18 protein-coding genes are annotated in these 18,719 nt (G+C 66.4%); 9 read left to right on the top strand and 9 right to left on the bottom strand.

From position 1 onward, the window contains the following. Positions 1 to 69: 69 nt before the first annotated feature. Positions 70 to 744 (bottom strand): invasion associated locus B family protein, encoded by a 675-nt coding sequence (locus tag C6Y53_RS01155; protein WP_106470765.1) that lies wholly within the window; start codon positions 742 to 744, stop codon positions 70 to 72. Between the two features lie 464 nt (positions 745 to 1,208). Between C6Y53_RS01155 and C6Y53_RS01150 the strand changes: the two genes are divergently transcribed. Next, a complete protein-coding gene (locus C6Y53_RS01150) occupies positions 1,209 to 2,750 on the top strand; it encodes a helicase HerA-like domain-containing protein (RefSeq protein ID WP_106470764.1) in 1,542 nt (513 codons plus the stop codon). A gap of 184 nt (positions 2,751 to 2,934) precedes the next feature. Further along, positions 2,935 to 3,270 carry a GYD domain-containing protein gene (locus C6Y53_RS01145; RefSeq protein WP_106470763.1) on the top strand — a complete coding sequence of 112 codons (336 nt, stop codon included), beginning with the start codon at positions 2,935 to 2,937 and terminating at the stop codon, positions 3,268 to 3,270. A gap of 49 nt (positions 3,271 to 3,319) precedes the next feature. Here C6Y53_RS01145 and C6Y53_RS01140 read toward each other — a convergent pair whose 3' ends face one another. The 5 genes from C6Y53_RS01140 to C6Y53_RS01120 all read right to left on the bottom strand — a co-directional run bounded on the left by C6Y53_RS01140 (position 3,320) and on the right by C6Y53_RS01120 (position 8,640). Beyond that, the gene (locus C6Y53_RS01140; protein WP_106470762.1) at positions 3,320 to 4,621 is read right to left on the bottom strand and encodes a branched-chain amino acid ABC transporter permease; all 1,302 of its coding nucleotides are present in this window, start codon (positions 4,619 to 4,621) and stop codon (positions 3,320 to 3,322) included. Continuing rightward, positions 4,618 to 5,628 (bottom strand): branched-chain amino acid ABC transporter permease, encoded by a 1,011-nt coding sequence (locus tag C6Y53_RS01135; protein ID WP_106470761.1) that lies wholly within the window; start codon positions 5,626 to 5,628, stop codon positions 4,618 to 4,620. The genes C6Y53_RS01140 and C6Y53_RS01135 overlap by 4 nt, the downstream gene beginning before the upstream one ends. 3 nt (positions 5,629 to 5,631) lie before the next feature. Next, on the bottom strand, positions 5,632 to 6,459 hold the full coding sequence (locus C6Y53_RS01130) for an ABC transporter ATP-binding protein (protein ID WP_106470760.1): 828 nt from the start codon (positions 6,457 to 6,459) through the stop codon (positions 5,632 to 5,634). A 96-nt stretch (positions 6,460 to 6,555) separates the two neighbouring features. After that, on the bottom strand, positions 6,556 to 7,338 hold the full coding sequence (locus C6Y53_RS01125; protein ID WP_106470759.1) for an ABC transporter ATP-binding protein: 783 nt from the start codon (positions 7,336 to 7,338) through the stop codon (positions 6,556 to 6,558). A gap of 114 nt (positions 7,339 to 7,452) precedes the next feature. Continuing rightward, positions 7,453 to 8,640 (bottom strand): ABC transporter substrate-binding protein, encoded by a 1,188-nt coding sequence (locus C6Y53_RS01120; RefSeq protein ID WP_106470758.1) that lies wholly within the window; start codon positions 8,638 to 8,640, stop codon positions 7,453 to 7,455. Between the two features lie 211 nt (positions 8,641 to 8,851). Here C6Y53_RS01120 and C6Y53_RS01115 point away from each other — a divergent pair, with 211 nt between their 5' ends. After that, positions 8,852 to 9,943: a PQQ-dependent sugar dehydrogenase gene (locus C6Y53_RS01115; RefSeq protein ID WP_106473886.1), complete on the top strand. Its 1,092-nt coding sequence runs from the start codon at positions 8,852 to 8,854 to the stop codon at positions 9,941 to 9,943. Positions 9,944 to 9,949: 6 nt separating this feature from the next. Here C6Y53_RS01115 and C6Y53_RS01110 read toward each other — a convergent pair whose 3' ends face one another. Next, positions 9,950 to 10,954 (bottom strand): GlxA family transcriptional regulator, encoded by a 1,005-nt coding sequence (locus C6Y53_RS01110; protein WP_106470757.1) that lies wholly within the window; start codon positions 10,952 to 10,954, stop codon positions 9,950 to 9,952. Positions 10,955 to 11,120: 166 nt separating this feature from the next. On the opposite strand from C6Y53_RS01110, the gene C6Y53_RS01105 reads away from it, so the two are divergent. Continuing rightward, positions 11,121 to 12,497: a class II 3-deoxy-7-phosphoheptulonate synthase gene (locus C6Y53_RS01105; protein ID WP_106470756.1), complete on the top strand. Its 1,377-nt coding sequence runs from the start codon at positions 11,121 to 11,123 to the stop codon at positions 12,495 to 12,497. A gap of 43 nt (positions 12,498 to 12,540) precedes the next feature. Here the strand turns inward: C6Y53_RS01105 and C6Y53_RS01100 are convergent, their stop codons facing one another. Then, the gene (locus C6Y53_RS01100) at positions 12,541 to 13,221 is read right to left on the bottom strand and encodes a PAS domain-containing protein (protein ID WP_106470755.1); all 681 of its coding nucleotides are present in this window, start codon (positions 13,219 to 13,221) and stop codon (positions 12,541 to 12,543) included. Between the two features lie 247 nt (positions 13,222 to 13,468). Between C6Y53_RS01100 and C6Y53_RS01095 the strand changes: the two genes are divergently transcribed. The 5 genes from C6Y53_RS01095 to C6Y53_RS01075 are packed head-to-tail and all read left to right on the top strand — an operon-like array spanning position 13,469 to position 17,719. Next, positions 13,469 to 14,347: a YicC/YloC family endoribonuclease gene (locus tag C6Y53_RS01095; protein ID WP_244614914.1), complete on the top strand. Its 879-nt coding sequence runs from the start codon at positions 13,469 to 13,471 to the stop codon at positions 14,345 to 14,347. Positions 14,348 to 14,356: 9 nt separating this feature from the next. Then, a complete protein-coding gene (gene gmk / locus C6Y53_RS01090) occupies positions 14,357 to 14,998 on the top strand; it encodes a guanylate kinase (protein ID WP_106470753.1) in 642 nt (213 codons plus the stop codon). After that, on the top strand, positions 14,995 to 15,516 hold the full coding sequence (locus tag C6Y53_RS01085; RefSeq protein WP_106470752.1) for a gamma carbonic anhydrase family protein: 522 nt from the start codon (positions 14,995 to 14,997) through the stop codon (positions 15,514 to 15,516). The genes gmk and C6Y53_RS01085 overlap by 4 nt, the downstream gene beginning before the upstream one ends. Continuing rightward, positions 15,516 to 16,697 carry a trans-sulfuration enzyme family protein gene (locus tag C6Y53_RS01080; protein ID WP_106470751.1) on the top strand — a complete coding sequence of 394 codons (1,182 nt, stop codon included), beginning with the start codon at positions 15,516 to 15,518 and terminating at the stop codon, positions 16,695 to 16,697. The genes C6Y53_RS01085 and C6Y53_RS01080 overlap by 1 nt, the downstream gene beginning before the upstream one ends. Further along, positions 16,694 to 17,719, top strand: coding sequence for a sensor histidine kinase (locus C6Y53_RS01075; protein ID WP_106470750.1), 1,026 nt, complete (start codon positions 16,694 to 16,696; stop codon positions 17,717 to 17,719). Before C6Y53_RS01080 ends, C6Y53_RS01075 begins: the two co-directional genes overlap by 4 nt. Here C6Y53_RS01075 and C6Y53_RS01070 read toward each other — a convergent pair. Continuing rightward, entirely contained in the window at positions 17,716 to 18,630 is a 915-nt protein-coding gene (locus tag C6Y53_RS01070) for a LysR family transcriptional regulator (RefSeq protein ID WP_106470749.1), read from the bottom strand. The genes C6Y53_RS01075 and C6Y53_RS01070 overlap by 4 nt on opposite strands. Between the last annotated feature and the right edge of the window lie 89 nt (positions 18,631 to 18,719).

The following is an 18,719-nucleotide window of genomic DNA, read 5'->3' as shown; positions in this document are numbered from 1 at the left end:
CCCGGCCCGGAACGGAAAAACCGCCGGGCAGATACCCGGCGGTTCGATCCTGTCGCGTTGGAACCGGCGTTACTGTTCGACCACGTCGACCACGTCATACCCGGCGGTAAAGCCCGACAGCGACATTTTCAGGTCGACCACCTGATCCGGGGCCTGTGCGGGCACCAGCGACACGGTGGCGGTGTTGCCCTTCTTGAAGGAATCGATGTCCTCTTGGGTCAGTCCGATCTGCGCGACGCAGCCGACCTTGTTGCAGAAGGAATAGTTGTAGCGCTTGGCAGGGTTGCTATCGACGGCAATGGTCAGCTGTGCGGGTAGCAGCGTTTCCAGCGGCACCACCACGGTCGCGGCGGCCACGGCGGGTCCGCCATTGGCGATCCGGAAGACCGACACCTCGGCGACCGCATTGTCGGTGTCATCGACCAGCAGCTGCATCAGCGAACAGGGGTCGTTTTCCTGCCCGGTGAACATGCAGGCCAGATCCCAGTCGCCGTGTTTTTCCTTGGAATAGCGGTCGCCGACCTGCGGTCCGGCGGGCTGGCCTAGGTCGAGCCCGGTCGTAGCGCCGGTTCCGTCTTGCGCGGCGCCGTTCTCGGCGGGGGCGTCCGTCGCTGCGGGGGTCTCGGTCGCCTCGGTTGCCTCGGTGGCCGCCTCGGGTTCCTCGGTCGCGGTATCCTGTGCCAGCGCCGGAACGGTCATGGCGATCAGCGCGGCGGCGGTCAGGGTCAGGGGAAGTCTCGACATGAATCTCTCTGTATCGTTGGAACTGCCTGCGCCGATCTACCACGCATCGCGGGTGCTGTCAGGACGAAATCGGCGCAGGCGGGCGCATCGGCAATGTCCGCATAGAATGTGGGCGGTGCCGAGAAAAAGGGGACCATGCGGCCCCCTTTTTGCAGTATGGTCTCTCCCCGTCGGACTGGCCGACTTAGTTATGTCGGCGACGTTACGAAAGCCGGTTGCGCCGGTCAACAGCGAAGTCGGAACGTTATGGTGAATTCACCGCGCGCCCCGACGCCGAGTGCCTGATAATGAATCATTTGCAAACCGGATGCCCAAAAAAGAGACCGTGCCACAAGGGCACGGCCAGTCCAACAGGGAGGAAGCGCCCGGGTCTGCAAGCTGCGCCGCCGGGCGGAATTATCTATGGCAGGCAAAGGTTAACTTTGTATGGTCGGCAGGGAACGATGGGTCGAAAGGGGCGTGGCATGGACGGCAAGGTGTTTCTCGGCGGGGGCGGCGAAAACTACGCGGTCGCGCAGGAGCTTGCGTTGAAATACGCGAACCGGCACGGGCTGATCGCGGGCGCTACCGGGACCGGCAAGACGATCACGCTGCAGATCCTGGCCGAGGGGCTGTCCGAGGCCGGCGTGCCGGTGTTCCTGTCCGACGTGAAGGGCGATCTGTCCGGGCTGGCCCGTCCCGGCTCTGCGACCAGAAAGCTGCATCGCCCCTTCACCGAGCGGGCCGCCAAGATCGGGCTGGACGATTTCGGCTACCGCGCCTGCCCGGTCACGTTCTGGGATCTGCTGGGGGAACAGGGGCACCCGGTCCGCACCACCGTGGCCGAGATGGGGCCGTTGCTGCTGTCGCGGCTGCTGGAGTTGACCGAGGCGCAGGAGGGAATCCTCAACATCGCTTTCCGACTGTCCGACGAAGAGGGGCTGGCATTGCTGGACCTCAAGGACCTGCAGTCGCTGCTGGTCTGGATCGGCGAGAATCGCGGCGATCTCTCGTTGCGCTACGGCAATATCTCTCCGGCCTCGATCGGCGCGATCCAGCGCCGGCTGGTGGTGCTGGAGAACCAGGGCGGGACCAGGTTGTTCGGGGAACCGGCGCTGGACCTGTCCGACCTGATGCGCCGCGATGCGGACGGGCGCGGCGTGGTCAACATCCTCGCGGCGGACCGGTTGATGGGATCGCCGGGACTCTATGCCACGTTCCTGCTGTGGCTGCTGAGCGAACTGTTCGAAACCCTGCCCGAGGTGGGCGATCCGGACAAACCCGGGCTGGTCTTCTTCTTCGACGAGGCGCATCTGCTGTTCGACGACGCCCCCAAGGCGCTGGTGGACAAGGTCGAACAGGTGGCCCGACTGATCCGGTCCAAGGGGGTCGGGGTCTGGTTCATCACCCAGAACCCCGCCGACGTGCCCGAGGACATTCTCGGCCAGCTCGGCAACCGCGTCCAGCACGCGCTGCGGGCCTTCACCGCCAGGGACCGCAAGAACCTGCGCGCGGCCGCCGAAACCTATCGCGACAACCCCGCCTTTTCCACCGAACAGGCGATCCGCGAGGTCGGCGTGGGCGAGGCGGTCACCTCGATGCTGCAGGACAAGGGCGTTCCGGGCATGGTCGAGCGCACCCTGATCCGGCCGCCATCGTCACAGGTGGGGCCGGTTACCGCCGCCGAACGCGCCGCGATCGTCGCGGCATCGGAGATGGCCGGGAAATACGATGTGGCGGTGGATCGCGAGTCGGCCCATGAGATTCTCGCCCGCCGCGCCGCCGCGGCGGCGCAGGAGGCCGCCACATCCGAGGAAAAGGCCGAGGATCTCGAACCGGTGTTTCGCGAATTCAACGCGGCGCGGCGCTATTCGGCGTCACGGGTGGGGCGGTCGACCGCCCGCTCTGTCCGTCCCCGCGATACCTTCGGTTCGGCCATGACCGAGGCGGTGATCAAGGAACTGAAGGGCACCACCGGCCGGCGCATCGTGCGCGGCATTCTGGGCGGCTTGTTCAAGGGGCGCTGATTTCGTGCTATGATGCGGCGTCCCGGTGCAATGGGGGACGCCGGGACAGGAAGGGCGGTGCCGCCGTCGCCTTGCCCGCATATCCGGGCAGATCACGCGCATGACCCATAAGGTTCAGACCTTTGCCGCTGATGGCGGCGGCGGGCCGCATGTCTTCCCCTGCATAGCAAAGGAAGTTTGAATCATGCCGTTCTACATGTTCCAGGCGCGTTACGCGCCCCATGCCCTGAAAACCATGATCGAGAACCCGCAGGACCGCGAAGCGGCGGCGCGGCCCATGATCGAGGCGGTGGGAGGCAAGCTGCATTCGCTGTTCTTCTGCATGGGCAGCGACGATGTGGTCGCCATCATCGAGGCGCCGAATGACGCGGCCATGACCGCCGGGTCGCTGGTCGTCGGCGCATCGGGGGCGTTCTCCGGTGGCTCGACGACCAAGCTCATGACGGCGGGCGAGGCGATGGAGGCGATGAAGACGGCGCAGACCGCCGCGTCCAAATACACGCCGCCGACCGGAGGCTGACCGGTCCGCCGCAAGGGACGGGCGCCGCCCTGACCGGGCGGCGCCGCGGTCATTTCTCGGGGATCAGCCCGCGCGGGCTGAACCGCAGCACCAGCAGCAGGATCAACCCCATCGTGAACAGGCGCATATGGGCCGCCGATTCGACGAGATGCTGTTTCAGCGCACCCTCGGGCAGGCCCGAGGTGATCAGCTGCATCAGCAGCAGCCCGATCGGTTCCACCTGAACCCAGAGGAACCAGATCAGCATCGCGCCCAGAACGGCGCCGAAATTGTTGCCCGATCCGCCGACGATCACCATCACCCAGATCAGGAAGGTGAACCGCAGCGGCTGGTAGGTGCCCGGCGTCAGCTGCCCGTCCAGCGTGGTCATCATCGCGCCGGCCACGCCGCAGATGGCTGAGCCCAGCACGAAGATCTGCAGGTGCCGCGCGGTCACGTCCTTGCCCATCGCCTCCGAGGCAACCTCGTTGTCGCGGATCGCGCGCATCATCCGGCCCCAGGGGCTCTTGAGCGCCATCTGCGCGCCCCAGAGCACCACCAGCAGGACCGCGAGAAACAGCAGCGAATAGCCGAGCTTTACATAAAGCGTCGAGGCGGTGACCGGATCCAGCCCGAATCCGGCGGCGCGGTCGACGAACCCTGGATCCGATTGCAGGTCTATCTCATAGGGCAGGGGGCGCGGGATGCCGACCACGTTCTTGACCCCGCGGGCGAGCCAGTCCTCGTTCTTGAGCACGGCGATGATGATCTCGGCGATGCCCAGCGTGGCGATGGCGAGGTAATCCGACCGCAACCCCAGCGCGGTCTTGCCGATCAGCCACGCGGCGCCCGCGGCCAGCAATCCGCCGACCGGCCAGGCGATCAGGACCGGCAGGCCGAGCCCGCCCAGATACCCGGTGCCGGCCGGGTTGACCTTTTCGACCGCGGCCACGGCCGGGTCGAACACGGCGCGATAGAGGAAGAACCCCGCCACCAGCACCGCGATCAGGACCACGACCCGGAGCGGACCCGGCGGCATCCGCCTGACGACGAGAACCGCGGCCACGACCGTCGCGGCGCCCAGCAGCAGCCCGACGATCACGCCGAGACCGCCCGCGGCCCAGGCTTCGGTCGTGGGCGGCATGGCCACCAGCACCGCCGCCAGCCCGCCAAGGGCGACAAACCCCATCACCCCGATGTTGAACAGCCCCGCAAAGCCCCATTGCAGGTTGACCCCGATCGCCATGATCGCCGAGATCAGCCCCATGTTCAGGATCAGCAGCGCGGTGTTCCAGCTCTGCAGGAACCCGGTGGCGAGGATCAGCGCGCCGACGAGGGCGAACAGCCCGGTATTCTTCATCATCTCGCTCATAGCGCCTTTCCCCTGAAGATGCCGGTGGGGCGGAACAGCAGGACGATCAGCAGGATCACGAAACTGACCGCGAATTTGTAATCGGTGGACAGAAGCTGCACGAGCCCGGTGGGCTCCAGCCCCGCGGGGGCAAGGTAGCCGAGCACCTTTTTCCAGGCATAGGTGATCGTCACCTCGGAAAAGGCGATGATGAACCCGCCCGCGATCGCGCCCAGCGGATTGCCCAGGCCACCGACGATGGCGCTGGCGAAGATGGGCAGCAGAAGCTGGAAATAGACAAAGGGCTTGAAGCTCTTGTCGAGGCCGTAAAGCACCCCGGCCACGGTCGCCAGCGCGGCCACGATCAGCCAGGTGATGGTGACGACCCGCTCCGGGTTGATGCCCGACAGCAGCGCCAGGTCCTCGTTGTCGGAATAGGCGCGCATCGATTTCCCGGTGCGGGTCCGGTTGAGGAACCAGAACAGCAGCGCCACGCAGACGATGGCCACGATGACGGTGATGCCCTGCGTGGTCTTCAGCGCCAGCCCTTCCTGCAGGCCGGTGATGTCCTTGAATTCGCGCGCCGAGATGATGAACCGCTCACCGTCGGCGAACCGCTGGTCGTCGGGGCCGATGATGAACCGCACCAGCCCGTTCATGATGAACATCACCCCCATCGACACGATCACGAGGATGACCGGCTTGGCCTTCTGTTCGCGGTAGAACCGGTAGACCAGCCGGTCCGTCACCAGGATCAGCGCGGCGCAGCCCAGGATGCCGAACGGCAGCGCCAGCAGCGCCGTGGGCAGCGGCCCGAAACTGACGCCGGCGGCCTGCAGCGCCCAGGTCACGAGCACCGTGACCATGGCCCCGAACGCCATCGTGTCGCCATGGGCAAAGTTGGAAAACCGCAGGATGCCATAGATCAGCGTCACTCCCAGCGCCCCCAGCGCCAGCTGGCTGCCATAGGCGATGCCCGGGATCAGCACGAAATTGGTGAGAGCGACGAGCGCATTGAGAAAATCCATGTCTCAGCCCCCCAGGAACGATTTGCGGACGTCCGGGTCGGCGAGCAGATCCTTGCCGGTGCCGCTATAGGCGTTGCGCCCCTGCACCAGCACATATCCCTTGTCGGCGATCTCGAGCGCCTGGCGGGCGTTCTGCTCCACCATCAGTATCGGGATCCCGGTCTGCGCCACTTCGATGATGCGGTCGAACAGCTCGTCCATCACGATCGGGCTGACGCCGGCGGTGGGCTCGTCCAGCATCAGCACCTTGGGTCGGGTCATCAGCGCCCGCCCCACCGCCACCTGCTGGCGTTGCCCGCCCGACAGCTCGCCCGCCGGCTGGCGGCGCTTTTCCTTCAGGATGGGAAACAGGTCATAGACCTGTGTCATGGTGTCCGAGAAATCGTCGGTGCGGATGAAGGCCCCCATCTCCAGGTTCTCCTCCACCGTCATCGAGGTGAAGATGTTCGAGGTCTGCGGCACGAACCCCATGCCCTTGACCACGCGCGCCTGCGGCGACAGCGCGGTGATGTCCTCGCCATCCAGCCGGACATGGCCGCCGCGCAGGTTCAGCATCCCGAACACGGCCTTCATCGCCGTCGACTTGCCGGCGCCGTTGGGGCCGACGATCACCGCGATTTCGCCGCGCTCGACCGCCACCGTGCAATCATGCAGGATATCGGGCCCCTTGCCATATCCGCCGGTCATGCCCTGGCCGACCAGGAACGGACCTCCGGGGGCGGGGTGGGCGTCGCCGTGATCGCGGCGCAGCGGGATCGATCCGGCGCCATGCGGGTTGACGATCGAGGCATCCTTGTTGCCGCGATCGTCCTGATAGGGGTTACCGGTCATCGCCGCCCCCCTTCCTCTTGCCGAAAATATCCCGGGGGAGCCGCACGGAACGGGCGGCGGGGGCAGAGCCCCCGAAAGCTCCAGGCCGCTGGTTTCTCATGCGCCCACCTTGTCCTTGTTCTTCAACCCGGTGCCGAGATAGGCCTCGATCACCTGTTCGTTGGCCTTGATCTCGTCCAGCGTCCCCTCGGCGAGCACCTTGCCCTCGGCCATGCAGATCACCGGGTCGCAGAGACGGCCGATGAAATCCATGTCATGCTCGATCACCACGAAGGTATAGCCGCGCTCCTGGTTCAGCCGGATGATCGCGTCGCCGATGGTGTTCAGCAGCGTCCGGTTCACACCGGCGCCCACCTCGTCGAGAAACACGATCCGGGCGTCCACCATCATCGTGCGGCCCAGTTCCAGCAGCTTCTTCTGGCCGCCGGAAATCTGCCCCGCCTTGTGATCGGCCAGATGCGCGATGGTCAGGAATTCCAGCACCTCGTCGGCCTTGGCCCGCAGCGCGCGTTCCTCGTCGGCGATGCGCTTGCGCCCGAACCAGGTGTTCCACAGCGTCTCGCCCGATTGACCGCCGGGCACCATCATCAGGTTTTCGCGGCAGGTCATCGACGCAAACTCATGCGCGATCTGGAAGGTCCGCAGCAGCCCCTTGTGGAACAGCGTATGCGGCGGCAGGCCGGTGATGTCCTGGCCGGCCATGGTCACGCGCCCGGACGTTGGTTCGAGAACGCCCGCCACGACATTGAAAAGAGTGGTCTTTCCCGCTCCGTTCGGACCGATCAGCCCGGTGATCGAGCCTTCTGCGATCGACAGCGAAGCGCCGTCCACGGCATGGAAGCCGCCAAAATGCTTGTGCAGATCCTCAACGACGATCATCGCACCTCCCCAGGGCCTGGTTGCCATTGTTGTTGTTTTGCTGGCGCGGCCTAATGTCAGAAGAACAGCCCGGACACAAGGGGCCGGGCTGTTCCGGTTTCTGGATGGGCCGGGTCAGTGATATCCGACCGTGGTCATCTTGCCGTCCTTGAACTCGATCTCGCGATAGTTCCCGGCGCTTTCACCCGGTCCGATCAGTTCCACCGCCGAGGCGCCGACGAAATCGACATCGCCCCCGTCCTTGATGATCTGCAGCGCCTTGGCCAGGTCACCCGGCAGGATCTGTTCGCCAGGTGCGTTGGCGACCTCCATGACCTTGTCCTTGTAGACCTGCGGATCGGTCGACCCGGCCGCCTGCATCGCCAGCAGGATCAGCGCCGCCGCGTCATAGCTTTCCGGCGAGAAGGCGTTGGTCGGAACAAAGCCCGCTGCCTCGCCGGCCGCGTTGAACTTGGCGCCGCCGTCGCTGTCATTGCCGGGATGCTGGCCGAACGACCCTTCGACCATGTCGCCGAAATTCTTCTCGAGGGTCTCGGACACCATGCCGTCGGGGAACACGAACGTGTCGAACGCGCCGGAATCCAGCGATCCGTTGATGATGCCAGCGCCGCCCTGGTCGACATAGCCGGCAACGACCAGCACCTCGCCGCCGGCCGAAGCCAGCGCGCCGACCTCGGCGGAATAGTCGGCCTTGCCGTCCTCATGGGCGGCGTTGATGGTCACGGTGCCGCCGGAAGCTTCGAACGCCGCCTGGAAGCTGTCGGCCAGACCCTTGCCATAGTCGTTGTTGGTGTAGGTCACCGCGACTTCCTTGATGCCGCGATTGTTCAGGATGTCCGACATCACCTGGCCCTGGCGGGCATCCGAAGGCGAGGTGCGGAAGAACAGGCCGTTATCCTCGATCGTGGTCAGCGCAGGCGAGGTCGCCGACGGGCTGATCATCACCATGCCGTTGGGCAGGGCGACGTTCTGCAGCGACGCGGTGGTTTCACCCGAACACATGCCGCCCACGATGCCGTTGACCTTGTCCGATGTGACCAGGCGTTCGGCCGAGGCCACCGCCAGGCCGGCATCGACACAGCCGGTATCGCCATTGACCGCGGTGACGGTGGATGCCCCGTCGAGGAACAGGCCCGAGGCGTTGACCTCGTCGATGGCCAGATTGGCGCCCGCGGCCATGTCGGGGGCCAGCGATTCCAGCGGCCCGGTAAAGCCCAGCAGGATGCCGATCTTGACATCTTCCGCCTGTGCGGCCCCGGCGAGCAGTGCGGTTGCGGCGGTTGCCGCCAACAGCTTTTTCATTTCATTATTCTCCCTAGCTTATAGCGTTGAACTTTTACGTTCAGGTGATGAGCCTAGGCAGCGGCGCAGGAAAAGAAAAGGGGCCGCGCGCGGCGATCTCGCGGGTTACCATGGGTTATGATCCGGTATGCCGGTTCCGTCCCGCAGCGGGCGCACGTCAGGGTTGTCGGGGTCAGGGTCAGGGGGGATGCGGGTCAGGGAGGATTATGTCATGCGGATATGGTTGCTGCTGCTGTTGTTCTGTCTGGGCGCCCCGGCGATGGCGCAACAGGTCGCCACATCGACCGGGCCGGTCAGGATCGAGCAGATGCTGGACGGGCTCGATACGCCCTGGGCGATCGCGTTTCTGCCGGGTGGCGGCTACCTGGTGACCGAACGCGGCGGCACGCTGCGCAGCGTCGTCAACGGGAAGGTCCGCAAGGTCAGGGGCGTGCCCGGTGTCCACCGGAAAGGGCAGGGCGGGTTGCTCGACGTCATGGTGCCCCGCGATTTCGCGGCCAGCCGCGAGCTGTTCCTGACCTATTCCAAACGGCAACGGGGTGGTGCGGGAACCGCGCTGGCGGTGGGACGGCTCAGCGCCGACGCGGCGCGGCTGACCGATCTGCGGGTGCTGTTCGAGGCCGCGGGCGGGTTTTCCGGTGGCCGTCATTTCGGCAGCCGGGTGATCGAGGCACCCGATGGCCGGTTGTTCCTCACGCTCGGCGAACGCGGCACGCCGACCTCGGCGCAGGATCGGGCCAATCACAACGGCAGCGTGATCCGGCTGAACCGGGACGGGTCGGTGCCGGCGGGCAACCCGTTTGTCGGACAGGCCAATATCAGGCCTGAAATCTGGTCCTGGGGCCATCGCAACCCCCAGGGCGCCGCGCTCGATGGCGCGGGGCGGCTGTGGGTGGCCGAACATGGCGCGCAGGGCGGGGACGAGATCAATCGCATCCGCCGGGGGGCCAATTACGGCTGGCCGGTCATCTCCTACGGGCGGCACTATTCCGGGGCCAGGATCGGCGAAGGCACGTCAAAACCGGGACTGGAACAGCCCGCGTTCTACTGGGACCCGTCAATCGCAGCATCGAACATGATGATCTATTCCGGCAGGCTGTGGCCCCAATGGCGCGGCGACATGTTCGTGGGGTCGCTGAAGTTTGACATGATCGCCCGCCTCGGCGGCCGGCCCCTGCGTGAAGCCGAGCGGATCGCGGCGCCCGAAACCGAACGGGTGCGCGACGTGGCCGAGGCCCCGGACGGCACGATCTGGTTCCTGTCCGAAGGCCGGGGCGCGGTCTATCGCCTCAGCCCGCGCTGAGGAGGATCATACCGACAGCCGCGCCGCGTGGCTGCCGCGTTCGCGATAGGGCGTGGTGTCGTAATGGGCCCGGTAGCATTTCGAGAAATGCGACGGTGAGGCAAAGCCGCAGGCCAGCGCCACGTTGATCACGCTCATGTCGGTCTGCATCAGCAGGTTGCGCGCCTTCTGCAGCCGCAATTCCATGTAATAGCGTTTCGGGCTGCGGTTCAGGTAGCGGCGGAACAGCCGTTCCAGCTGGCGGGTGGACATGCCGACCTCCTTGGCCAGGATCGACGGGCTGATCGGCTCTTCGATATTGGCCTCCATCATCTGGATCACCTGGCTGAGCTTCGGGTGCCGCACGCCGATCCGGGTCGGCACCGACAGCCGCTGGGTGTCCTGATCGGTGCGGATCGAGGAATAGATCAGCTGGTCGGCCACCGCGTTGGCCAGTTCCTCGCCGTGATCGTTCGCGATCAGCTTCAGCATCAGGTCGATTGACGAGGTCCCGCCCGCGGTGGTCATCCGGTTGCCGTCGATGACAAAGACCGACTTGGTCAGGTGGATGTCGTCGAACTCCTCGGCAAAGCTGTCGGCATTTTCCCAGTGGATGGTGGCGCGCTTGCCGTCGAGCAGCCCGGCCCGGGCCAGCGAATAGGCCGCGGTGCACAGCCCGCCGACCACCAGCCCCTTGCGCGATTCGCGCCGGATCCAGCCCAGCAGTTTCCGGGTCGTGGCGCGCTGCACGTCGATGCCGCCGCAGATCAGGATGGTGTCATCGCGGGAAAGCTCGTCCAGCCCCATGTCGACGCGAAAGGTCGTCCCGGCCGAACAGGACACCTCGCTGCCGTTTTCCCCGACCAGCGTCCAGATGTAGAGTTGCGTGTTGGACATGCGGTTGGCGATCCGCAGGCATTCCAGCGCGGCGGCAAAGCACAGCAGCGTGAAATCCTCGAGCAGAACGAAAACGAAGCGGCGCGGACGGTCGCCGGCGGTTTCCACCTCGATGATCTGACGTGGATCGGACATCGTCGTGTAATCCCTCACCCGAATCTGTTCCCGCGCGACGCGTATCGCAGGGTTACACACCTTGGGCAAAGCCCGTCTGCGGCGTCAAGTGTCGCAATTCCGATATGGTCATGGTGGCGGGGCTTTTGTATAGAAGCCTTTCATTCCACCCGGCGGAGGACATGCGATGAGCAAGTGGCTGAAATCCGACTGGCGCGCCCTGCCGCGCGTCCAGATGCCCGACTATTCCGATCAGGACGCGTTGCACGCGGTCGAGGCACAGCTCGCCAAGTATCCGCCGCTGGTGTTTGCCGGAGAGGCCCGCCGCCTCAAGGAACACCTGGGTGCGGCGTCGCGCGGCGAGGCGTTCCTGCTGCAGGGCGGGGACTGCGCCGAGAGCTTCGAGCAGTTCAGCGCCGATGCGATCCGCGACACTTTCAAGGTGATGCTGCAGATGGCGATGGTGCTGACCCATGGCGCCAAGGTGCCGGTGATCAAGGTGGGACGCATGGCCGGCCAGTTCGCCAAGCCGCGCAGCGCGCCGACCGAAACCGTGGATGGGGTGGAACTGCCGTCCTATCGCGGCGACATCATCAACGAACTGGCCTTCACCTCCGAGGCGCGGGTGCCCGATCCGCGCAAGATGCTGCAGGCCTATACCCAGGCGGCGGCGACCCTGAACCTGCTGCGGGCCTTTTCCACCGGCGGCTACGCGGATGTGCACCAGGTTCATGCCTGGACGCTCGGCTTTACCGAAAGCGAAAAGGCCGAAGCCTATCGCGAAGTGGCCAACCGGATCAGCGACACGCTCGATTTCATGAAGGCGGCCGGCGTCAGCAGCGACACCGCCCATTCGCTGCAATCGGTCGAATTCTACACCAGCCATGAAAGCCTGCTGCTGGAATACGAAGAGGCGCTGACGCGGCTCGATTCCACCTCGGGCAACTGGCTGGCCGGCTCCGGTCACATGATCTGGATCGGCGACCGGACACGGCAGCCGGACGGGGCGCACGTCGAATTTGCCCGCGGGGTGCTGAACCCGATCGGCCTGAAATGCGGACCGACCACCACGCCGGAGGATCTCAAGGTGCTGATGGCGCGGCTGAACCCGGACAACGAACCGGGCCGCCTGACCCTGATCGCGCGGTTCGGGGCCGGAAAGGTCGGCGAATACCTGCCGCGCCTGATCCGCACCGTCGAGGCCGAAGGCGCCAATGTCGTGTGGTCCTGCGATGCGATGCACGGCAACACGACCAAGTCCTCGACCGGATACAAGACCCGGCCGTTCGATTCGGTGCTGCGCGAGGTGCGCGAGTTCTTCGCCATCCACGCCGCCGAAGGCACGATCCCCGGCGGGGTTCATTTCGAGATGACCGGCCAGGATGTCACGGAATGCACCGGCGGTGTCCGCGCGGTGAGCGAAGAGGACCTGTCGGACCGTTACCACACCGCCTGCGATCCGCGCCTGAATGCCAGCCAGTCGCTCGAACTGGCGTTCCTCGTGGCCGAGGAATTGTCCGAGTTCCGCAAGAACCGCGAGAATGGCAGCCGCGCCGCGGGCTGAGCACCGGACCGCGCCGCCCGCACCGGGCGGCGCCGCTTCTTCGCTACTTGACGAGCCGCAGATGCGGTCCGCTGTCGCCGGGTGCGGCGGCGTCGAACTGCCGTTCCTCCTCGGCGAACCCGTGCAGCGGGGGGGCGACCGGGGTTGCGCGCCGGGTCATTGCCGCCTCGGGGCCGACCGTGCGCAGCGAACAGGCCACGATATCGAACCGCTGCGGGCTGCGGGCCTCGTCGCCCTCGGCCACCAGCACGCCAAGCGCGCGGTTGATCTGGCCCACATCGTTGCGCAGCGGCAGGATCAGCAGCCGCGCTTCGACCGCCGGGCCGTGTTCCCCGGTCAGCGTCACCTCGGCAATCGACGGACCGTCGAACACCTGTTCCAGGACCGCACCGATCTGGCCCCGGGATTTCGGCGTGAAAAAGGCGGTCAGCGGCATGCCGCGAACTTCCATGCCGGCCAGCCCGGTCAGGTGCTGCCCGGCGAGCCGGAACCGCGCGATCCCCGGCGCGATCCGTTCGAGGATGCAGGCATATTCCAGCAGCCCGTCCAGCCCGCGCGGATCGATGCGTGACCTCAGCGGGATCTCGTCGGCCTCGCGCAAGGCGGCCCAATAGGCTTCGGCCTGACGGATCGGCGTCAGCCCGCGCCCGCTGCGAAAACGGTTGAGCGAAACGACCTCGCCATCCGAGGCGTGGTTCAATGCGTCGCGATCGAGAATGCTCATCTCGGGTGCCCCTTTCGGTTACTCGTAAAAATACACACAGCTCTGAAGCTGCCCGGGAACCAGGACTTAGGACTAGCTTCAGATTGATTACCCAAGCGTTAACATGACACGATTCCCGGCCAAATTGGACCATTTCCGCAAGCATTGGTTAATCATCGGCGGGCCGGATCGCTGCGGGCTTGCCTTCGGGGGGCTTGGCATTAGGTGGCGGCAGCCGGGGAAGGATCACAAACGCATGATCAGATCGATGACAGGGTTTGCGTCGGCCAAGGGGGAACGCGGCGTTCACCGCTGGGTCTGGGAACTGCGCAGCGTCAACGGCAAGGGGCTGGATATCCGCCTGCGTGTCCCCGACTGGCTGGAGGGGCTCGAACCGGCGCTGCGGGCGGAGCTGACGAAATCCGTCGCTCGCGGCAATGTCGGCCTGACGCTGAAACTGACCCGCGAAGACGAAGCCGCATCGGTCGCGCTGAACGAACCGGCGATGGCGGTGGCGCTCGATGCGCTGGCGCGGTGCGAGGCGGAAGCAAAGGCCCGCGGGCTGGACCTGGCGCCGACCAGCGCGGGGCAGGTGCTGGCGCTGCGCGGGATGCTGGACGGCGATGGCGGCGGGGACGATCCCGCGCCGCTGGTTGCGCAGATGAAGGATGAATTCGCGCCGCTGGTTGCCGCCTTCGTCGACATGCGCGAAACCGAAGGCGCGGCGCTGGCGGGCGTTCTGACCGGGCAGCTGGACCAGATCTCTGATCTGGCCGAGACCGCGGCGGCGCTGGCCGAAGCCCGCAAGGACGCGATGGCCGGCACCCTGCGCGGCAACCTGGCGCGGGTGCTGGAAAATGCCGACGGGGTCGACGAGGCCCGCGTCGCTCAGGAACTGGCGCTGATCGCGGTCAAGGCCGACGTGACCGAGGAAATAGACCGCCTGCGCGCCCATGTGGCCGCCGCCCGCGACCTGATCGCCAAGGGCAGCCCGGTCGGTCGCAAGCTGGATTTCCTGATGCAGGAGTTCAATCGCGAAGCCAACACGCTGTGTTCGAAATCGCAGTCGACGGAACTCACCGCCGCGGGGCTGGAACTCAAGACGGTGATCGACCAGATGCGTGAACAGGTTCAGAACGTCGAGTAGGGGGCAGACATGGGCGACAGGCGCGGGCTTCTCATCATCCTTTCGTCACCGTCGGGCGCGGGCAAATCCACCCTGGCGCGGCGTCTGCGCGACTGGGATGACAGTATCGCCTTCTCGGTCAGCGCCACCACCCGCGCGCCCCGTCCGGGCGAGGTGGACGGGCGCGAATATCATTTCCTGTCCGAACCCGCGTTCAAGGCACAGGTCGCCGCCGGCGACATGCTGGAACATGCCCATGTGTTCGGCAATTTCTACGGCTCGCCGCGCGGGCCGGTGCAACAGGCGATCGAGACCGGGCGCGACGTGCTGTTCGATATCGACTGGCAGGGCGCGCAGCAGATCTCGAATTCGATCCTGGCCCCGCATGTGCTGTCGATCTTCCTGCTGCCCCCCTCGATCGGCGAACTGCGCCGGCGGCTCGAGAGCCGGGGCCAGGACGATGCCGCGACCATCGCCCGGCGGATGCAGAAAAGCTGGGACGAGATCAGCCATTGGGATGCCTATGATTACGTTCTGGTCAATGACGATCTCGACGCCACCGAGGACCGACTGAAGACCATCGTTACCGCCACCCGCCTGCGCCGCATCCAGCAACCGGACCTGACCGATCATGTGCGCGCGTTGCAGGCCGAATTCGAGGACCGGACATGACCCTTTACGCACTTGATGACATCCGCCCGCAACTGGATCCCGACACCTGGGCGGCTCCCGACGCCAACGTGATCGGGAAGGTGGTGCTCGAGGCCGGTGCCAGCGTCTGGTTTGGCAGCACGCTGCGCGGCGACACCGAAGAAATCCGCATCGGCGAAGGCTCGAACGTGCAGGAAAACTGCGTGATGCACACCGATATGGGGTTTCCGCTGACCGTCGGGCGAAACTGCACCATCGGGCACAAGGTGATGCTGCATGGCTGCACCATCGGGGACAATTCGCTGATCGGCATGGGGGCCACGGTTCTGAACGGGGCGCGGATCGGGAACAACTGCCTGATCGGCGCGGGCGCGCTGATCACCGAGGGCAAGGAGATCCCGGACGGGTCGTTGGTCATGGGCGCGCCGGGCAAGGTGGTGCGCCAGTTGGACGAGGCCGCGATCAGGATGCTCGAACTGAGCGCCCTCCATTACCAGGACAACATGCGCAGGTTCCGCGACGGACTGAAGGCGCTGTGATGCGGAACGCGCGCGGCACGATCATCCGCCCCGACCCGCTGCCCGACAGCGCCAGCCGCCCTGTCGTCACGCCGCTGAGCCCGTCGGTCGTCTATGCCAGCGACACGCCGGACATGCTGGATGCGCAATATGAAGGCCGGCTGCAGGGCTATACCTATGCCCGCGAAGGGCACCCGAATGCCGATGTGGTCGCAGCGCGGCTCGACGCCATGGAGGGCGCCACGGGCGGGGTGGTGACCGGGTCGGGCATGGCCGCGGTCGCGGCGGTGTTGATGGGATTGCCCAAGGCGGGCGATCATGTGATCGGCGGCAACCAGCTCTACGGCCGGTCGATGCGGCTGATGGCCGAAGACCTGCCCCGGTTCGGCGTCGCCACCACGCTGGCCGACCCCGGCGACGTGGCGGCGGTTCGCGCGGCCCTGCGCCCGGAAACGCGGCTGCTGCTGGTCGAGGTGGTGTCGAACCCGTCCCTGCGCGTCGCCGATATCGACGGGCTGGCCGCGCTCTGCCGCGAGGCCGGGGTGCTGCTGGCGGTCGACAACACCTTTACCACGCCGCGCGGGATCCGGCCGTTCGATCACGGGGCCGATATCGTGATCCATTCGCTGACCAAGCTGCTGGCCGGGCATTCCGATGCCACCCTGGGCTATGCGGTCGCGCGCGAACCGGCGCTGACCGAACGGATCCGCGCATTCGCGGTCACCGCCGGGCTGACGCCCAGCCCGTTCGATTGCTGGCTGGCGGAACGGGGCATGCTCAGTTTCGAGTTGCGCCATGACCGGGCGCAGGCCACCGCGGCCGTGCTGGCCGACCATCTGGCCGGGGTGGCGGGGGTGAAACGGGTGCTCTATCCGATGCGCGCCGATCATCCCGACCATGCCCGCGCCGCCGCATTGCTGGCCGGGCGGGGCGGCAACATGGTGAGTTTCGAACTGGATAGCGGGCGGGCGGCGGCCAACGCCTTTGCCCGCGCCGCCGAAGGCCTGAGCTTTGCGCCGACGCTGGGCGATGTGGGGACAACGATTTCGCATCCCGCGTCCTCGTCCCACCGGGCGCTGAGTGACGCCGACCGCGTAACGCTGGGCCTGTCCGAGGGGTTCTTTCGCATCTCGGTCGGGCTGGAGGATCCCGATGCGCTCTGCGGGGTCTTTTCGCGGGCGATCGAGACCGCGACGGCATGACGAACCCGCCCGGACTGGTCAGTATCTCGGCAATTCCGTTCCCGGCGGTCCTGATCGGTCCCGAGGCCAAGATCGCCGCCGCCAACCCCGAGGCGATCAATCTCCTGGGGGCCGGGCTCGTCGGGCGCCATTTCGCCCTGGTGATGCGGCAGCCGGATATCGGGGCCGGGATCGAAAACGCGCTGCGCCACAACCGGCGCCAGCGGATCCGCCAACGGATCGGCGCCCCCGACAGTTCGCTGCTCTACGATGTCGAGATCCGCCCGGATGGCGACGGCGTGCTGGTCTGTTTCCAGGATATGACCGCGCCGGAACAGGCCGAGCGGATGCGCCGCGATTTTGTCGCCAATGTCAGCCATGAACTGCGTTCGCCGCTGACGGCGCTGACCGGGTTCATCGACACCCTGCGCGGCCCGGCGCGCGACGATGTCGCCGCGCGCGAACGGTTTCTGGGGATCATGGCGGACGAGGCGGCGCGGATGAACCGGCTGGTCGGCGACCTGCTGTCGCTCAGCCGGGTCGAGGAACATGAGCGCGTGCGCCCGCGTGGCCGGGTGGATCTGACGGGCCTGCTGACGACGACGCTGAACGCCCTGCGCCCGACGGCGGAAAAGAACGGGGTCACGCTGTCGCTGCAGGCGCCCGACGATCCTGTCGACGCGCCCGGAGACGCGGATCAACTGCGCCAGGTGTTCAACAACCTGGTGGAAAACGCGGTGAAATACGGCGGCGCGGGCGGCACGGTCGACCTCCGCCTGTCGGTGTCGGACCATGACGGGGCGGTGCAGGGGCCGGCGGTCAGGGTGCAGGTCGTCGATCACGGCGCCGGCATCCCGGCGCATCACCTGCCGCGGCTGACCGAACGGTTCTATCGCGCCGACAGCCATCGTTCGCGTGAACTGGGCGGCACCGGGCTGGGGCTGGCCATCGTCAAGCATATCATCAACCGCCATCGCGGCCGCCTGCGGATCGAGAGCGAGGTCGGGCGCGGGTCGGTGTTCACGGTGATTTTACCGCGTTAGCGCGGCAGCGGGTCTTCGGGTTCGGTCCGCGTCGCCAGCCAGTCGCGAAACCGGGCCAGCGCCGGATCGGCGGACCGGGTGGCGGGCCAGACGAGGTAATAGGCGCCGCGCGCTTCGGTCGCGACCGGATGCAGCGCGACCAGCCGGCCGGTGGCCAGTTCGCGTTCGACCAGGAAATCGGGCATCAGCGCCACCCCGAGCCCATGCAGCGCCGCCTGGGTGATGGTTGCGAATTGGTCATACATCGTTCCGGGCAGGGGGGTGGGGTGGTCCACCTCCTGTTCGGCAAACCACTCGGCCCAGGCGCCGGGGCGGGTCTGGATGTGCAAGAGCGGCAGGTCCAGCAGGTCGCCGGGGGCGGGCGGTGCGGCATCTCCGGCAATCAGACCGGGCGCGCAGACCGGGATCAGGCGTTCGCGCCGCAGCAGCAAATGTCCGGTGCCGGGCCAGTCCGGCTCACCGAAATGTATAGCTGCATCAAAAGGTTCCGCGTCGAAGTTGAACGGGCGCAGCCGGGTGGACATGTTGATCGTCACCTGCGGGTGGCGGCGCGCGAAATCGGGCAGGCGCGGCACCAGCCAATGCATGCCGAAGGTGGGCAGGATGGCCAGCTGCAGCGTGCCGCCCGCCGGATCCACCTGCAACCGCAGCGACGCCTGCGCGATCCGGTTCAGGGCGTGGCGGATCTCGGCGGCATAGGCCTGTGCCGCGGGGGTCAGCGACAGCCGTTTGTGGTCGCGGCGGATCAGGCCCGACCCCAACTGCTTTTCCAAGGCCTGCAACTGGCGGCTGATCGCGCTCTGGGTCAGCGACAGTTCGTTGGCGACGGCCGATGCGCTGCCGAGCCGGTCGAGCGCTTCGAGTGCGCGCAACGAGGCAATGGAGGGGAGCAGGCGGCGGGGCGTGTTCATGTATGAGTTTTCATCATGTTTTGCTGCAAATGTCTCGCTGTTTCTTGCGGCGGGATGGGATTACCCTGCCGCCGGAGTGACAAACCGCC

The organism is Pukyongiella litopenaei, assembly GCF_003008555.2.
In the GTDB taxonomy this organism is placed as follows: domain Bacteria; phylum Pseudomonadota; class Alphaproteobacteria; order Rhodobacterales; family Rhodobacteraceae; genus Pukyongiella; species Pukyongiella litopenaei.
This window is presented reverse-complemented; position numbering and strand designations above follow the sequence as displayed.

Coding starts and splice junctions, on each gene's coding strand:
- C6Y53_RS01155 (WP_106470765.1), bottom strand. CDS start 744: ATGTCGAGACTTCCCCTGACCCTGACCGCCGCCGCGCTGATCGCCATG.
- C6Y53_RS01150 (WP_106470764.1), top strand. CDS start 1,209: ATGGACGGCAAGGTGTTTCTCGGCGGGGGCGGCGAAAACTACGCGGTC.
- C6Y53_RS01145 (WP_106470763.1), top strand. CDS start 2,935: ATGCCGTTCTACATGTTCCAGGCGCGTTACGCGCCCCATGCCCTGAAA.
- C6Y53_RS01140 (WP_106470762.1), bottom strand. CDS start 4,621: ATGAGCGAGATGATGAAGAATACCGGGCTGTTCGCCCTCGTCGGCGCG.
- C6Y53_RS01135 (WP_106470761.1), bottom strand. CDS start 5,628: ATGGATTTTCTCAATGCGCTCGTCGCTCTCACCAATTTCGTGCTGATC.
- C6Y53_RS01130 (WP_106470760.1), bottom strand. CDS start 6,459: ATGACCGGTAACCCCTATCAGGACGATCGCGGCAACAAGGATGCCTCG.
- C6Y53_RS01125 (WP_106470759.1), bottom strand. CDS start 7,338: ATGATCGTCGTTGAGGATCTGCACAAGCATTTTGGCGGCTTCCATGCC.
- C6Y53_RS01120 (WP_106470758.1), bottom strand. CDS start 8,640: ATGAAAAAGCTGTTGGCGGCAACCGCCGCAACCGCACTGCTCGCCGGG.
- C6Y53_RS01115 (WP_106473886.1), top strand. CDS start 8,852: ATGCGGATATGGTTGCTGCTGCTGTTGTTCTGTCTGGGCGCCCCGGCG.
- C6Y53_RS01110 (WP_106470757.1), bottom strand. CDS start 10,954: ATGTCCGATCCACGTCAGATCATCGAGGTGGAAACCGCCGGCGACCGT.
- C6Y53_RS01105 (WP_106470756.1), top strand. CDS start 11,121: ATGAGCAAGTGGCTGAAATCCGACTGGCGCGCCCTGCCGCGCGTCCAG.
- C6Y53_RS01100 (WP_106470755.1), bottom strand. CDS start 13,221: ATGAGCATTCTCGATCGCGACGCATTGAACCACGCCTCGGATGGCGAG.
- C6Y53_RS01095 (WP_244614914.1), top strand. CDS start 13,469: ATGACAGGGTTTGCGTCGGCCAAGGGGGAACGCGGCGTTCACCGCTGG.
- gmk (WP_106470753.1), top strand. CDS start 14,357: ATGGGCGACAGGCGCGGGCTTCTCATCATCCTTTCGTCACCGTCGGGC.
- C6Y53_RS01085 (WP_106470752.1), top strand. CDS start 14,995: ATGACCCTTTACGCACTTGATGACATCCGCCCGCAACTGGATCCCGAC.
- C6Y53_RS01080 (WP_106470751.1), top strand. CDS start 15,516: ATGCGGAACGCGCGCGGCACGATCATCCGCCCCGACCCGCTGCCCGAC.
- C6Y53_RS01075 (WP_106470750.1), top strand. CDS start 16,694: ATGACGAACCCGCCCGGACTGGTCAGTATCTCGGCAATTCCGTTCCCG.
- C6Y53_RS01070 (WP_106470749.1), bottom strand. CDS start 18,630: ATGAACACGCCCCGCCGCCTGCTCCCCTCCATTGCCTCGTTGCGCGCA.